This window comes from Pseudomonas putida (assembly GCA_029953615.1).
Lineage (GTDB): Bacteria > Pseudomonadota > Gammaproteobacteria > Pseudomonadales > Pseudomonadaceae > Aquipseudomonas.
Genome location: CP124529.1, coordinates 5686254 through 5700333 on the forward strand (window position 1 = coordinate 5686254; position 14080 = coordinate 5700333).

At 62.3% G+C, this 14080-nt stretch carries 14 protein-coding genes; 6 read left to right on the plus strand and 8 right to left on the minus strand.

Features of this window, described 5'->3' with window-relative positions; all coding sequences use genetic code 11:
- Window positions 1–2 precede the first annotated feature (2 nt).
- Together ftsH and QIY50_26175 are read left to right on the plus strand one after the other, a co-directional pair.
- On the plus strand, window positions 3–1844 hold the full coding sequence (gene ftsH / locus QIY50_26170; GenBank protein WGV20679.1) for an ATP-dependent zinc metalloprotease FtsH: 1842 nt from the start codon (window positions 3–5) through the stop codon (window positions 1842–1844).
- A 28-nt stretch (window positions 1845–1872) separates the two neighbouring features.
- Window positions 1873–2298, plus strand: a complete 426-nt coding sequence (locus QIY50_26175) for a potassium channel family protein (protein WGV20680.1) — start codon at window positions 1873–1875, stop codon at window positions 2296–2298.
- Window positions 2299–2305: 7 nt separating this feature from the next.
- Here QIY50_26175 and QIY50_26180 read toward each other — a convergent pair whose 3' ends face one another.
- From QIY50_26180 to QIY50_26190, 3 genes are read right to left on the minus strand one after another with little or no spacing between them, the layout of a single operon-like run.
- The gene (locus QIY50_26180; GenBank protein WGV20681.1) at window positions 2306–4681 is read right to left on the minus strand and encodes a phosphoketolase family protein; all 2376 of its coding nucleotides are present in this window, start codon (window positions 4679–4681) and stop codon (window positions 2306–2308) included.
- 34 nt (window positions 4682–4715) lie between these two features.
- On the minus strand, window positions 4716–5180 hold the full coding sequence (locus QIY50_26185; GenBank protein ID WGV20682.1) for a CBS domain-containing protein: 465 nt from the start codon (window positions 5178–5180) through the stop codon (window positions 4716–4718).
- A 58-nt stretch (window positions 5181–5238) separates the two neighbouring features.
- Complete coding sequence (locus QIY50_26190) at window positions 5239–5799, minus strand: Hsp20/alpha crystallin family protein (GenBank protein ID WGV20683.1); 561 nt, start codon at window positions 5797–5799, stop codon at window positions 5239–5241.
- Window positions 5800–5989: 190 nt separating this feature from the next.
- Here QIY50_26190 and QIY50_26195 point away from each other — a divergent pair, with 190 nt between their 5' ends.
- Window positions 5990–6727, plus strand: a complete 738-nt coding sequence (locus QIY50_26195; GenBank protein ID WGV20684.1) for a hypothetical protein — start codon at window positions 5990–5992, stop codon at window positions 6725–6727.
- Here QIY50_26195 and QIY50_26200 read toward each other — a convergent pair.
- On the minus strand, window positions 6696–7427 hold the full coding sequence (locus QIY50_26200; GenBank protein ID WGV20685.1) for a helix-turn-helix domain-containing protein: 732 nt from the start codon (window positions 7425–7427) through the stop codon (window positions 6696–6698). The two genes, QIY50_26195 and QIY50_26200, sit on opposite strands and share 32 nt — an antisense overlap.
- 212 nt (window positions 7428–7639) lie before the next feature.
- Between QIY50_26200 and QIY50_26205 the strand changes: the two genes are divergently transcribed.
- The 3 genes from QIY50_26205 (at window position 7640) to QIY50_26215 (ending at window position 10609) form a co-directional block, all read left to right on the plus strand.
- Complete coding sequence (locus QIY50_26205; protein WGV20686.1) at window positions 7640–8515, plus strand: universal stress protein; 876 nt, start codon at window positions 7640–7642, stop codon at window positions 8513–8515.
- Between the two features lie 96 nt (window positions 8516–8611).
- On the plus strand, window positions 8612–9181 hold the full coding sequence (locus tag QIY50_26210) for a GNAT family N-acetyltransferase (protein WGV20687.1): 570 nt from the start codon (window positions 8612–8614) through the stop codon (window positions 9179–9181).
- 60 nt (window positions 9182–9241) lie between these two features.
- Window positions 9242–10609, plus strand: coding sequence for an erythromycin esterase family protein (locus QIY50_26215; GenBank protein ID WGV20688.1), 1368 nt, complete (start codon window positions 9242–9244; stop codon window positions 10607–10609).
- A gap of 17 nt (window positions 10610–10626) precedes the next feature.
- Here the strand turns inward: QIY50_26215 and QIY50_26220 are convergent, their stop codons facing one another.
- The 4 genes from QIY50_26220 to QIY50_26235 form a co-directional block, all read right to left on the minus strand.
- Complete coding sequence (locus QIY50_26220) at window positions 10627–11298, minus strand: dienelactone hydrolase family protein (GenBank protein WGV20689.1); 672 nt, start codon at window positions 11296–11298, stop codon at window positions 10627–10629.
- Entirely contained in the window at window positions 11291–11983 is a 693-nt protein-coding gene (locus QIY50_26225; protein ID WGV20690.1) for a phosphoribosyltransferase, read from the minus strand. The genes QIY50_26220 and QIY50_26225 overlap by 8 nt, the downstream gene beginning before the upstream one ends.
- A gap of 63 nt (window positions 11984–12046) precedes the next feature.
- Complete coding sequence (locus QIY50_26230) at window positions 12047–12691, minus strand: hypothetical protein (protein WGV20691.1); 645 nt, start codon at window positions 12689–12691, stop codon at window positions 12047–12049.
- 19 nt (window positions 12692–12710) lie between these two features.
- Window positions 12711–14078 (minus strand): MBL fold metallo-hydrolase, encoded by a 1368-nt coding sequence (locus QIY50_26235; protein ID WGV20692.1) that lies wholly within the window; start codon window positions 14076–14078, stop codon window positions 12711–12713.
- Between the last annotated feature and the right edge of the window lie 2 nt (window positions 14079–14080).

Sequence of the window (14080 nt, forward strand, 5' to 3'; positions counted from 1 at the left end):
CCATGAACAAGGATCAGCCTTGGAAGTTCTACTTCCTGGCAGTCGGCCTGGCGGTGCTCGCTGCCGTACAGTTCGGCCTGTTCAACCAGCCAGCCGTGCAAGCCATCCCTTACAGCCAGTTCTTGCAATTGCTCGATCAGCAGAAGGTCAGCGACCTGCATATCGAGCACGACCGTATCATCGGCAGGCTGCAGGAACCGATCGATGGTCATTCGGTGTTCTCCACCGTGCGCGTCGACCCGGCACTGAGCGAGCAGTTGGGGCGCTCTGGGGTGGCGTTCTCTGGCGTACCCGAGAACAGCACAGTAGCGACCGTGGTGGGCGCGTTGATGCCGCTGCTGATGATGCTGGTGCTGTGGTACTTCCTGTTTCATGGCCTGGGACAGAAACAAGGGCTGGGCGGGTTGATGGGGGTGGGCAAGTCACGCGCGCGGGTCTATGTCGAACATGACATCCAGGTGACCTTCGCCGACGTGGCCGGTATCGACGACGTCAAGGGCGAGCTGACCGAGATCGTATCCTTCCTGAAAAACAAGGAGTGGTATGCGCGCCTTGGCGCCCATGTGCCCAAGGGCACGTTGCTGGTAGGCCCACCCGGCACCGGCAAGACCCTGGTCGCCAAGGCCATCGCCGGGGAAGCGGCGGTGCCTTTCTTTTCGATCTCCGGCTCGGAGTTCGTGGAGATGTTCGTGGGCGTGGGCGCCGCACGGGTGCGTGACCTCTTCGACCAGGCCCGCCAGGCCGCACCTTGCATCATTTTCATCGACGAACTGGATGCCCTGGGCAAGATGCGCGGCGTCGGCAGCTTTGGCGGCAATGACGAGAAAGAACAAACCCTCAATCAGTTGCTCGCCGAACTCGACGGTTTCGACCCACGTGAAGGCGTGGTGCTGTTAGCCGCGACCAATCGCCCGGAGGTGCTGGACCCGGCGCTGCTGCGTGCCGGGCGCTTCGACCGGCAGATCCTCATCGACCGGCCCGACCGCAAGGGCCGCCTGGCGATCCTGAAAGTCCACCTGCACAAGATCATCTACAAGAACGACCTGGACTGCGAGCGGATTGCCGAGATCACCCCGGGCCTGACCGGCGCCGACCTGGCCAACCTGGTCAACGAGGCGGCCATCGTTGCCACCCGGCGGTCCAGCCAGTGGGTCGAGTTGCAGGATTTCACCGCTGCGGTCGAACGCCTGGTGGCAGGCGTCGAGCGCAAAGGCAGCGTGTTGCGCAGCGACGAGCGCATGGTGGTGGCGTACCACGAAATGGGCCATGCCCTGGCCGCCAGCAGCCTGCCGGCAATGGACCCGGTACACAAGGTGTCGATCATTCCCCGCGCTGCGGGTTCACTAGGTTACACCCTGCAACGGCCGACCGACGACCGCTACCTGATCAGCACCCAGATGCTGCGCGACCGCCTGGTCGTGCTGATGGCCGGGCGCGCCGCCGAACACCTTGCGTTCGGCCAGGTCTCCACGGGTGCCGCCGACGACCTCGGGCGCGCCACCGACATCGCCCGCCAGCTGGTCACCCGCTTCGGCATGAGCCCGGCGCTGGGCCAGGCGGTGCTGGAGCGCCAGCAAGCCGGCTATCTGGGCGATTCGGTGTTGCGCCAGGAGCGCAAGGACTACTCGGAGCAAACTGCGCGCGAGATCGACCTCGCTGTCCGCGGCTTGCTCGAAGAAGCCTATGGCCAGGCGCGGGCTTTGCTGGAGCAGCGCCGCAACGACCTGGACGCAGGCGCGCGTCTGTTGCTGGCCAAGGAGACCATCACCCCCGAAGAATTCCCGGCCTTGCAACCGCAGGCCAATGAGCCCGCCACCTATGTGTTGGTCGATGTCACCAAATGAACCGTCAATCCTGGCCAGGGTACCCGCCATGCTCTCTGTGACACTGATCAACATGCTGGTGGTGATCCTGGTGGTGATCATTCACTACGAATGCCTGCTGCGCCTGAATGACTGGCTACCACAGCTCAAGGTCTGGAGCCGTTTTCGCATCGTGGCGGGTGTATTCGGCGCACTGCTGGCGCACGCCCTGGAGGTGTGGTGCTTTGCCCTGGCCTATTACCTGATGGCGCATGCCCCAGGCTGGGGCACGCTCAGCGGCAATTTCGACGGGAGTTTGCTGGACTGCGTGTATTTTTCCTTCACCACCTATACCACGATAGGCTTCGGCGATATCGCGCCGACCGGCCATCTGAAATACCTCACCGGCCTGCAGGCCTTGACGGGCCTGGTGCTGATCACCTGGACCGCCTCATTCCTGTTCCTCGAAATGCAGAAGTACTGGAAGGCCAAGTAAGGCTGGGTTACGCACGTGGCGGTGAAGTCCAACGCCATTGCGCAACTTCAGGCATGTCTTCGCCATGCTCGATGAGGTAGAGCTTGTGCCTCTCCATCGTTGCCCAATAGCGGGCGCGGGCCTGTTCGAGCTGGGGCTGCAAGCGTGGCACGCGCTCGAACACATCGAGTAGCAGCTGGTAGCGGTCCAGGTTGTTGATGACTGCCATGTCGAACGGCGTGGTGGTTGCGCCCTCTTCGCGAAAACCCCGCACATGAAACCGTTGCGGGTTGGCGCGTTTGTAGATCAGGCGGTGGATCAACGCCGGATAGCCGTGGAAGGCAAAGATCACCGGACGATCTTCGGTAAACAGCCCATTGAAGTCGCTGTCGGACAGCCCGTGAGGATGCTGTTGCGACAATTGCAGGGCCATGAGGTCAACGACATTCACCACCCTCACGCGAACGTCTGGGGCATGCTCTTGCAGCAGCGTAACCGCCGCCAGCACCTCAAGTGTCGGCACATCGCCCGCGCAGGCAAGCACCACCTCGGGTATCTCGTCATCATGGCAGGCCCAGCCCCAGCGCCCGATACCCGATTGGCAATGCACGGCGGCCGCTTCGCTGTCGAGCCACTGCCACTCCATCTGCTTACCGGCAACGATCACATTGATGTACCCACGACTGCGCAGGCAATGCTCAGCCACCGACAACAGGCAGTTGGCGTCAGGGGGCAGATAGATCCGCGCGAGATTGGCCTTCTTGTTTGCCAGCAGGTCGAGCAAACCCGGGTCCTGGTGCGAAAAACCATTATGGTCCTGCCGCCAGACATGCGAAGTCAGGAGGATATTCAACGAGGCAATCGGCTTGCGCCACGGCACCTCGGCCGCTGTCTTGAGCCATTTGGCATGTTGGTTGATCATCGAATCGACGATATGGATGAAGGCTTCGTAGCAGGAAAACAGGCCATGGCGGCCCGTCAGCAGATACCCCTCCAGCCAGCCTTCGCAGATATGCTCACTGAGGATCTCCATGACCCGCCCCTGTGCCGAAAGGTGTCCATCATCGCTGGCCTGAGCATCCAGCCACACCTTGTCGGTAACCTCGAACACTGCATCCAGGCGGTTGGACGCCGTTTCGTCAGGGCCGAACAGGCGAAAATTCTGCGACGCCAGGCTGTTCTTCATGACATCGCGCACATAACCGCCCAGCACTCTGGTCGCCTCCGCCCGCACCTGACCGGGGCCCGCCATCGGCACGCAGTAATCGGCGTAATGTGGCAGGTCCAGTGCCTGCAACAAAAGACCGCCGTTGGCATGCGGGTTCGCGCTCATGCGCCGCCGGCCAGTCGGGGTCAGCGCGGCCAGCTCAGGCAGCAATGTGCCCTGCGCGTCAAAAAGCTCATGGGGACGGTAACTTTCCAGCCATTGTTGCAGCTGCATCAAGTGCGGCGGTTTGCCAAGGTCCGCCAAAGGCAGTTGATGGGATCGCCAGGTGCCCTCCACGCGTTGCCCATCCACGTACCTGGGCCCCGTCCACCCTTTGGGGGTACGAAGAATGAGCACCGGCCACAATGGCCTGTCGATCGCTTGCGGGTCTTCGGCATGCCGCGCGAGGCGCTGGATCTGGCTGATCTTCTCGTAGATGACTTCCAGCGTCCTGGCCAACGCGCGATGGACGTCCATGGGCTCCTCACCCTCGACAAAATAGGGGTCATAACCGTAGCCATACATGAGGCTGGTCAGTTCCTCCTCGCTGATCATCGACAGCACGCTGGGGTTGGCGATCTTGTAACCGTTCAGATGCAAAATGGGCAGCACCGCGCCGTCGCGGGCGGGGTTGAGGAACTTGTTGCAGTGCCAGCTCGCAGCCAGTGGCCCGGTTTCGGCCTCACCATCACCAATGACGCACGCCACGATCAGTTGCGGATTGTCCAGGGCAGCACCATACGCATGGGCCAGCGAATAGCCCAGTTCGCCCCCTTCGTGAATGGAGCCAGGCACATGGGGTCCGACATGGCTGCCAATGCCATAAGGCCAGGAAAACTGCTGAAAGAGCCGGGCCATGCCAAATGCGTTGCGCTCGACCGATGGGTTGAGCTCGGTGTAGGTACCATCGAGGTACGCCTGAGCGACCAGGGCGGGGCCGCCGTGGCCAGGCCCCGTGACGAACAGCACATTGAGGCTGTACTGGCGAATCAACCGGTTCAGATGGGTATATATCAGGTTGAGCCCCGGCGAAGTCCCCCAGTGGCCCAGCAACCGGGGTTTGACATCAGCCAAGGTCAATGGCCTGGTCAACAAGGCATTACCCTGCAGATAGATCTGGCCAACGGTGAGGTAGTTTGCCGCCCGCCAATAGGCGTCCAGGCTTTCGAGCTCTTCGGCACTGGGGAAATCACTCATGCCAGCCTCCTGTCATCATCGCGCAAGGGTGCGCTCAAAGGTCTTCGCCGCGCAGGTCTTCCTCCCGCCGGCTCTGTTGACGGATCAGCAGTGACAGTTCATGCAGGTGGTCCGACAGAAGCCCGACCAGGTCGTCTGCCGTGGCTATTCCGACCAGCAGGCCGAAGTCATCGACCACCGGAATGCGTCGGATATTGGCGCGCCGCATGTTGAGGATGACATCGAACAAGTCCTCGTTCTGGTTGGCGGTGATCAGAGGCCGGGGCAGCACATCGACTGCCTGGAGGTCTTCCTGATCCGGTGGGTTGCGCGCGATGATGCGCAACGCCAGGTCGCGATCGGTGATCAGGCCGATGGGCCGACAACGCTCGCGGTCGACATGTTCGGCCAGCACCAGATCGCCGACATGGTACTGATTCATCATGCGCGCCGCGGCATAGATGGAGATACCGGGTGGTGCGGTGACCACGTCCCGGTTGCAGTATTTGCCAATGGACATCATGTTCTACCTCCACAGGCGGAGCCTCCTTGCTCCTCGATACAGTCAGGATGATTGATCATTTACCGCTCTTGATCGGAATCACCTTTTCCGGATGGATGGCTTCGGCGCGCTTGGGCAGGTGCACCAGCAGCACGCCTTTGTTGAACTGGGCATTGATCTTCTCGGCGTCAACTTCACGGGGCAACTGGAAAACCCGCTCGAAGCTGCCGTAATGGCGCTCGGACAGGTGATATTCCTTGCGTTTTTCGTCCTTTTCCTCCTGTTTCTCGCCACGGATCACCAGGTTGCCATTGGCTAGCTTGATCTCGATGTCCTTGTCCTCCACGCCGGGCAACTCGGCGCTGATGCGGTACTCCTCGGCCAGCTCGCTGATGTCCATGGCTGGCAGGCCGTGGGTGAACAGGTCACGCCGCCAGAAAGGTTCAACATCGAACGGGGTGTGGCCGAACGGCATGCGCATCGGCCGCCGGCCAAAATCTTCGAACAGGCTGTCGATCTGACGGCGCAATTGCTGGAAGGGCCGCCACAGCTCTGAAGGCTCGACGCTGGGCGGCGAAGCTTTGGCGGGCTGGGGGGCGGCGGGGGTAACAGGCACTTTCTTGGCGACTTCTGACATGGCGACCTCCTCGAATGAATAATGCCTCCCTGGGAGACGCCACGATCATGCGCCGTGGGGTAGCCCCCCGTTTGACCTTTATCAACAGCGTGGCGCCCCTTCCGCCCGCCGGTTTGATTCTGGTCAAAATGCCGTACTGGCCACGGCCTAGGCTGATATCAGCAAGACATAATTACAGTGCGAGGCAGCCATGAGCCGCGAGGGTGGTGCCAGCGTCCGCTTGCTGCAAACGTTGCAAGGCCCGGGCATTCAGCAGTTCGTGCGCCTGGCCCTTTGCAGCCAGCCATGCAGCGAGGCTATGGCTGGCCAATACTGCGTGCTCAGCCGTCGTGCCGAGTACTGGCCATGCAGCTACGTGAGCCTGCCTGGCGTGGCCGGGCAATTCATCGTCAGCACTCACAGTGCGCAGCCCTTGGGTCGGGCGGGGGACCTGTTCGACTATTCCGGGCCGCTTGGCAGCGCCTGGCCGCTGCCCCTGCAAAGTTCAAGGTTGCTGGCCATCAGTCGCGCCGATGGCCTGCTGCCCTTGCTGGGCGCGCTGGATGAGATTCGCTGCTGGCTGCCCTGGGTACAATTGCAGCTGTCACATGACGGTATTGCCGCTGAACTGCTGCCAGACGATTGTCAAACCTGGCTGACGGCACTGTCGCCACTGCCGCGTGACAGCGGCGGCGGCGGGTGGCAAACCAGGCGCTTGCTGACCACCTTCAAACCGGACACGGTGTACTGTTGCGCACCGCCACAGGTGGCGCGCCAAGTGGCCCGGCTGTGCTGGCAAACAGGCGTAGCCCCGCAGCATATCTGGATACGCACGGATCATCTGCCACGCCCGATCTGGGTTGGGCACAACTCTGAAAGCTGGCCTGTGCAACGTTATGACCGGGTGCTTGCCGCACTCAAATGGGCTCCTCCACGCGGGTCAGGTTGACCAGGCTTTGCATGTCGACGAGCCTGACCTCACGCCCGGCGCATTGCAGGAAACCTGAATGGACGAAGCGGCTGAACAGTCGGCTGACCGTTTCCTGCGTGAGGTCCAGGTAGTTGGCGATATCACCACGGGACATCGGCAGATTGAACACATCCGCCCGCAACCCTCGCGCCTGGTAGCGCGCCGACATGCCCAGCAGGAAGATCGCCAGCCGCTGGTCGGCTCGCCCGTGGCAGCAGCGCAGGTGCTCGTCCTTGTCCTGGATCCCCAGGCTGAGCATGTGCAGCAACTGGTAGCGCAGCCCCGGAATCTTGCCGGACAGCTCCACCAGCTGGTCCAGCCTGATGGAGCACACCAGCGAGATTTCCAGGGCCATGGCATAGCTTCGGTAATGACTGGCACCAATAGCGTCCAGCCCCAGCATTTCCCCCGGCAGGATGAAGCCGCTCACCCGTTCGGTGCCCTCGGTATCGAGCAGAAAATTCTTGATGACCCCGGAGCGCAGGGCAAATACGTGCTCCATGGGCTCATTGGCCTTGAACAGGTACTCACCCCTCTTCAACGGGCGGTTACGGCGGACGATTCGCTCCAGCTTGTCCACTTCGTCAGCACTGAGGCTGGCGGGCAGGCAAAGGCGGCTCAACGAGCACGCAAGGCACTTCACATGGGGCCTTGCCCCCATTTCCGCAGCGCCTGACATGACCATGCCTCCGCTTTTTTGCAGGTGCTCATCTATTCAAGTTAGCGGCCCCGCTAAACGTTAGCGGTCGGTCCGACAAAGGGTCGGATGATAGCCGAAGTGACTTGATGAAGATCAAACCACACCCTGTGCGCGCTCGCATGCTCAAGCGTCGAACGCTTCGAAGAAGCCCGACTGCTTGCAAGGGCGCTTACAGCCAAAAGGTGAAGATCATGGAAATAAGTAGCTTGCTGGTCATTGCAGCCGACGAAGATCGATACGATCCGGCTATCGAACACGCGGTGGAGCTGGCGATGGCAGTCGGCGCCTCGGTGACCCTCGCCCTGCACACGGCGCCTGATATGCAGGCCAGGCAGCCAGATACCCAGAGCCTGCAGAAAAGCCTGGCCAAGGTCTTCCTCGACAGCGGTATCCACCTCGAGCCCGAGGTCAGGCGAATCAAGCCCTCGGCGAAAGCGCTGGCCAAACTGGCCAGGGCATGCGACGCCGACCTGATGATCATCCAGGCTCAAGCGATCGGGTGCGGCAGTTTCGGCCTCGAACTCATGCGGCTCGCACCCTGCCCCGTGTTGTTCGCACGGGAACGACTACAGCCTGGCCAAGCCAAGCTGTTTGTCGCGGCACCAGCCAGTTGCGAGGACCTGGACGACGGGGCCGCGAATGCCGAAGTCGTCGAAGCCGCAAGGCTCATAAGCCATGCGCGCAAAGCGAAGATGCATCTGTTTTCCGTTTATGATCAGGCTGCCTTGCTGCGTCACACCGAGCACTACAGCCTGGCGGAAATCCCCTCATATGAAACCCTTGCAAGCGCATTCAAACATTTCGCAGCGCAGTTGGGCATCCCCAACGTTCATCACCATCTGATCGTCGGGTCATGCGCGCTCACCCTCTGCGCTTACGCCAATCGCTGCAGGTATGACACTGTGGTGATCTCCAGCCCTCATCGCGCTTGGCAGTTTGCGACCCTGGAATACCTGCAGAATAACCTGAAATGCAGCTTGCTCGTAGTACACGCCAAGACGCGCCAGCAGCAGTTGGCCATTCCTGAGTCCCAGGCGTTGCGCGACCCGCTTTTTCTATCGGTTTGACAGGTGATGAGTGAAGCAATTGACAACTGTCAAGTCAGCGCAGGGCCGGTTGCCGAAACTGGACTCCCTTGTTCATTCGACACAGAGGACACAGCCATGGCGCCCGCCGAGACTTCCCATGTGCACACAACGCCTTCGTTTCCCAAACCTTCGGGTGAATACTGGATCGAAGCCCTTGATAACGGCGTTCACGTGTTGATCAGGCCCTTGCAGGCCCAGGACCGGGAACGCGAAAAAGCCTTCATCGAACGGCTGTCGCCCGAGTCGCGGCATTTCCGCTTCCTGTGCCAGCTCAGAGAGCCCGGTGAGGCCTTGCTCGACCAGTTGATGAAGGTCGATCAGGATCGCCAGGCGGCCTACGTCGCCCTCGCCCACGTGGATGGCGAATTGCAGGAAGTGGGCATTTCCCGCTACGCCACCGCCAGCGGCAAGGATGAGTGCGAATGCGCCGTCACCGTCATGGACAGCTGGCAGCACCATGGTTTGGGGCGCCTGCTGCTCAAGCACCTGACCGACCATGCCCGGGCCAAGGGCTTGCGGCAGATGTATTCGATCGACGCGGCAGCCAACCAGGCGATGCGCGATCTGGCCAAGGCGGCGGGGTTCACCACCGCCGCTGACCCGGATGACCCTAGCCAAGTCATTCACCGGCTCTCCCTGATCTGACCCTGGGCCGCCGCACCCTGACGGGTCAAGGCGCGGCGGCCCGACTATGGAAGTATCCCCATGAACGGCCCTTCGAAGAAATTGATGGAAAAACTCTACGGCAAGCAGTATCAGGTCGACATTGCCGATATTGCTCCGGTGCTTCATCAATACGCCGAACCCTTGCCGGACCTGGATACACCGGCATTCGCAGCCCTGTTCGACCGCTACGCTGACGCGCGCGTCATCCTGCTGGGCGAGGCGAGCCACGGCAGCAGCGAGTTCTATCGCGCCCGAGCGGCGATCACTCGGCGCCTGATCGAACAGCATGGTTTCAACATCGTCGCCGTCGAGGCCGACTGGCCGGATGCCGGGCATGTCGATCAGTACGTTCGCGGCTTGGCCCATTCGGCGTGGAAACGCCATATTTTCAGCCGTTTTCCGACCTGGATGTGGCGCAATAGCGAAGTCAAAGCCTTCGCCCATTGGCTGCACGGCCACAACCGCCTGCTGCCCACCGACCATCGCGTGGAATTCCGCGGCCTGGATGTCTATAGCCTGCGCAACTCCATCCATGAAGTGCTGGCGTATCTGGACCGGGTCGATCCGCACCTGGCCCATGAAGCTCGCCGCCGCTACGGTTGCCTGACGCCTTGGCAGGACGACCCCGCGCTGTATGGGCACTTTGTCGAGCGCGGTGGCGTCATGCCTTGCGAGCAACCGGTGATCCAGCAGTTGAATGTCATGCTAGCCGAGCAACTGTCAGGGCTTGTCCGCAATGACGAAGCCTTCTTCAACGCAACGCAGAACGCCCGTGTCATCATCGCCGCGGAACAGTACTACCGCGCCATTTACCGAGGCTCGACGGCCTCCTGGAACCTGCGCGACCGGCACATGTTCGATACCTTGCGCGCGCTGCTGGAACACCGTGGGCCCCATGCCAAAGCGGTAGTCTGGGCACACAACTCCCATGTCGGCAATGCCGGTGCCACGGAAATGGGCTGGAAAGGCCAGTTCAACATCGGCCAGCTTTGCCGCAGCGCTTTCGGGCATGACGCGGTGCTGATCGGCATGGCCACCGACCGCGGCCAAGTGGCCGCCGCCGATGACTGGGACGGCGACATGCGGATCAAGGAAATCCGCCCTTCGCGAAGCGACAGCTGGGAGCACCAGTTCCGCCTCGCAGGCGTGCCAGCCTGCCTTAGCGACTGGCGCGATCCACAGCGCAAGGAGCTGCGCCATGTGTTGTCCACGGCGCTGCTCGAACGCGCCATCGGCGTTATCTATCGCCCCGAGAGCGAACGGCTAAGCCACTACTTCGAAGCGGTGCTGGCCGAGCAGTTCGATGCGCTGCTCTGGTTCGAGCAGACCCAGCCAGTGACTGCCCTGCCGTTGCCGAAACAACAGCATCTTGAGCCTGAGGACGAAACCTATCCATTTGGTGTATAAGCCTCGGCGAAGCCTCATCAGGCGGATTCGCGCTGCAGGTACTTCACAAACCAGTCACCGGCGAGCGCTGCGGCCTTCGCCAGGGTGCCAGGCTCTTCGAAAAGATGCGTAGCGCCTGGCACCACTTCAAGATGATGCTCACAGTTCAGCAAGCGACCCACCTGACGATTGAGCTCAAGCACCAGGGCATCCCGGCTACCTACGATGTGCAAGGTTGGCGCCTGCACACGGCCCAGCATCGGCTCAGCCAGGTCTGTTCTGCCACCTCTGCTCACCACCGCCGCCACCCGCTCGGGACGCTGCGCAGCCGCCCACAGGGCCGCAGCGGCCCCCGTGCTCGCGCCGAACAAGCCGATGCGCAGCTTGCCCAACTGCGGATCGCCTGCAACCCAATCGACGACATCGATCAAACGCTTGGCCAGCAAGGCAATATCAAAGCGCAATTCTCCGGTCTCGTTATCCAGTTGTTGCTCAGCCTCGGTCAGCAGGTCGAAAAGTAGTGAACCCAGGCCACGCGCCGCGAGAACATCCGCTACGTACTGATTTCGGGCGCTCAGACGCCCGCTACCGCTACCATGGGCGAAGATGACCAGGGCACCAGCGTTGGCCGGCTCACGCACGTCCGCCATGAGTTCGACGCCTGCCAGCTTCATCGTCTGCGTGCGAACTTCAACCCTGTGCTCAGTCATGGGGTGCACTCCGGCAAAGCGCTTGCTGATCGGCTTGCCCCATGAGCGTCATGACTTCCTCGTCCGACGTCTGCGGGAAATCCTGGTACCAGTAACCCACCGAAACCATCCGCTCGGGGACCAGCGGGCACACCAGCTCATCCACTTCACCGTACAGCGCTTCGAGCGTTTCTGGCGGTGCGACCGGGATGGCTACCACGATCCGCGCCGGTGACTGAGCGCGCGCAGCCTGGATAGCTGCCCTCATCGTGGCCCCGGTCGCCAGGCCGTCATCGATGAGAATCACCACCTGGTCCTTGAGTTGCAGGGCTGGCCGCCCTCCCCGGTAGGCCCGCTCGCGCCGGGCCAGCTCCTCGGTCTCCCTGGCAACCACGGCGTCGAACAACGCGGGATCTACCGGATAGGCCCGCAGCATGTCGTCATTGAGGAAAGTGACTCCGCCGCTGGCTATCGCCCCCATGGCGAACTCGGGGTGAAACGGCATGCCGAGCTTGCGCACCACCAGCAGGTCCAGGCGCACGTTCAGGGCGGTCGCGACTTCGTAGGCCACCGGAACACCACCACGCGGCAGTGCGAGCACGATCACGTCGGGCCTGCCAGCGTAGCGGGCCAGTGGCTCGACCAGGCAACGTCCAGCCTGGCTACGGTCGACAAACAAGGTTGGCAAGGCAAGATCATGGGACATGAATACCTCCCGCGCCGCGATGGGCGCCTGTCATTGCAGCATCCGATGGGGTCAGTGAGGGTTTCAAGGCGTGGCTGCACGCCCCTCCTCGGGCAACAGGTCGAACTGCGCGAGGCAACGCTGCTCATCCGCGGGGGTCAGCGCCTTCAGGCCGCTCACCTCCTGCAGGGGCGTTTCGAACAGGGCCAGGCGCAGCACCCCATTGCGCTCCAGAAAGGTCTGAGCCATGCACGTGCACACGGGTTTGCCGACCAGCGCCGCAAGCTTCTCATCCTCGGGTACATCGACCTGGGCCTGCAGGTTGGCCGTGCAATTTTCCACGATCTGTGCCACGGAGCGCCCCGCCAGCCACACAGTGCCAGCACCGAGCAGGATCAGGAGTAGCAACACACTCATCAACCTGTTCGATTCCTGGGTGATCGAACGGAGCAACGCCAACCTGGCCTGCCAACCCGTCTCCTGGCCGTTGAAAATGGTCTTGCCGACCGTGCGTTTGACGCCCCGCTGCACCGCCCACCCCAGCGCCACACTTAACGCCAACAGGCTCAGGAGCACCGCCGGATCACGCATGGGCATGCGCCAGCTCGCGCTCAAGGCGCGATAGACGGACGCAGCGACGAGTAAAGCGACGATAGTCACGATCCAACCCAGGCTGCCCCTGGGCCTGTGCAACCAGGCCCGCAGTTTCGCCCTTGCTTGCGTATTCATGATTCACCTCCCGTACCGGCTAGCGCACAGGGTCGATGGCGACGGTTTCCTGATACTCCGGCACGCAAACCTGCCAGCCAAGTTCGAGACTGATGCGCCGTCGCAAGGTGTCGGCGGCGTGCGGCTCGCCATGAATGACGTAGGTCTGCCGAGGCGGCCGGGTGAACCCGCGCAACCACTCCATGATTTCGTCGGCATCGGCATGCGCGGAGAGATTCTCCATGGCATGCACCTGCGCCCTTATCGGCACATCTTCGCCTTGCAAGCGCACGCTGTGAGCACCGGCGACGATATCGGCCCCCCGCGTGCCGCCGGCCTGAAAGCCCGAGAACAGGATGCTGTTGCGCGGGTTGGGGGCCAGCGCCTTGAGGTGGTGCAGCACCCGGCCACCAGTAGCCATGCCACTGGCGGCAATGATCACCGCAGGTTCGCGCAGCTGGTCAAGGTGCCTGGACTCATCGACCGTTCGCACGATATGCGTGCCATGGCACATGGCGGCGCACTCGGCCGCCGACAGCCGATGTTCGCTGCGGTACTGCTGGTAGAGGGCGGTTGCGTCGGTGGCCATAGGGCTGTTCAGGTAGACCGGGATATCCGGGATCAGCCGGTCGCGCTTGAGCGTGTACAGGTAATACATCAGCAGCTGGGCGCGGCCGACGGCAAACGATGGCACCAGGGTGATGCCATGGCGCAGCAGCGTTTCATTGATGACCTTGGCCAGGTACTGCGCGGTCGATTCGTCAGGGTGCTGGCGATCACCGTACGTCGACTCGATCAAAAGCACGTCCGCCGTCCTGACCAGTTCAGGCGCGCGCATGATCGGGTCCTGAGGGCGGCCCAGGTCACCCGAGAACAGCACGGTCTGGCCTTCGGCACTGATCTGCACCGTTGCCGCGCCGAGGATATGCCCGGCGGTGCGCATCAGCAGCTCCATGCCGTCGGCGATCGGCAAGGGCTGATGCAACGCCACGGGGTGCAACAGTGCCAGGGCCCGTTTCGCATCCTGCTCGGTATAGAGCGGGCGCGCTGGCGTGTGCTTGGAGTAGCCGTGGCGGTTGGCATGCTCGGCCTGCTCTTCCTGCAAGCGCGCACTGTCCAACAGCAGGATTTCTGCCAGGGCACAGGTCGCCGGGGTGGCGTAGATTGGCCCGCTGTAGCCCTCACGCGCCAGCACCGGAAGATAACCGCTATGGTCAAGGTGGGCGTGGGTCAGCACCACTGCATCGAGGGCGCGCAGGGCCGGTGGCAGCGGCTCCCAGTTGCGCAGGCGCAATTGCTTGAAGCCCTGGAACAGCCCGCAGTCAACCAGCACGCGCGTGCTGTCGCGGGTCAACAGGAACTTGCTGCCGGTCACGGTGCCTGTACCGCCAAGAAAGGTCAGTTGCATGG

What these genes read in the sequence shown, in the direction of transcription:
- ftsH (WGV20679.1), top strand. Translation starts at nt 3, where the DNA reads ATGAACAAGGATCAGCCTTGGAAGTTCTACTTCCTGGCAGTCGGCCTG.
- QIY50_26175 (WGV20680.1), top strand. Translation starts at nt 1,873, where the DNA reads ATGCTCTCTGTGACACTGATCAACATGCTGGTGGTGATCCTGGTGGTG.
- QIY50_26180 (WGV20681.1), bottom strand. Translation starts at nt 4,681, where the DNA reads ATGAGTGATTTCCCCAGTGCCGAAGAGCTCGAAAGCCTGGACGCCTAT.
- QIY50_26185 (WGV20682.1), bottom strand. Translation starts at nt 5,180, where the DNA reads ATGTCCATTGGCAAATACTGCAACCGGGACGTGGTCACCGCACCACCC.
- QIY50_26190 (WGV20683.1), bottom strand. Translation starts at nt 5,799, where the DNA reads ATGTCAGAAGTCGCCAAGAAAGTGCCTGTTACCCCCGCCGCCCCCCAG.
- QIY50_26195 (WGV20684.1), top strand. Translation starts at nt 5,990, where the DNA reads ATGAGCCGCGAGGGTGGTGCCAGCGTCCGCTTGCTGCAAACGTTGCAA.
- QIY50_26200 (WGV20685.1), bottom strand. Translation starts at nt 7,427, where the DNA reads ATGTCAGGCGCTGCGGAAATGGGGGCAAGGCCCCATGTGAAGTGCCTT.
- QIY50_26205 (WGV20686.1), top strand. Translation starts at nt 7,640, where the DNA reads ATGGAAATAAGTAGCTTGCTGGTCATTGCAGCCGACGAAGATCGATAC.
- QIY50_26210 (WGV20687.1), top strand. Translation starts at nt 8,612, where the DNA reads ATGGCGCCCGCCGAGACTTCCCATGTGCACACAACGCCTTCGTTTCCC.
- QIY50_26215 (WGV20688.1), top strand. Translation starts at nt 9,242, where the DNA reads ATGAACGGCCCTTCGAAGAAATTGATGGAAAAACTCTACGGCAAGCAG.
- QIY50_26220 (WGV20689.1), bottom strand. Translation starts at nt 11,298, where the DNA reads ATGACTGAGCACAGGGTTGAAGTTCGCACGCAGACGATGAAGCTGGCA.
- QIY50_26225 (WGV20690.1), bottom strand. Translation starts at nt 11,983, where the DNA reads ATGTCCCATGATCTTGCCTTGCCAACCTTGTTTGTCGACCGTAGCCAG.
- QIY50_26230 (WGV20691.1), bottom strand. Translation starts at nt 12,691, where the DNA reads ATGAATACGCAAGCAAGGGCGAAACTGCGGGCCTGGTTGCACAGGCCC.
- QIY50_26235 (WGV20692.1), bottom strand. Translation starts at nt 14,078, where the DNA reads ATGCAACTGACCTTTCTTGGCGGTACAGGCACCGTGACCGGCAGCAAG.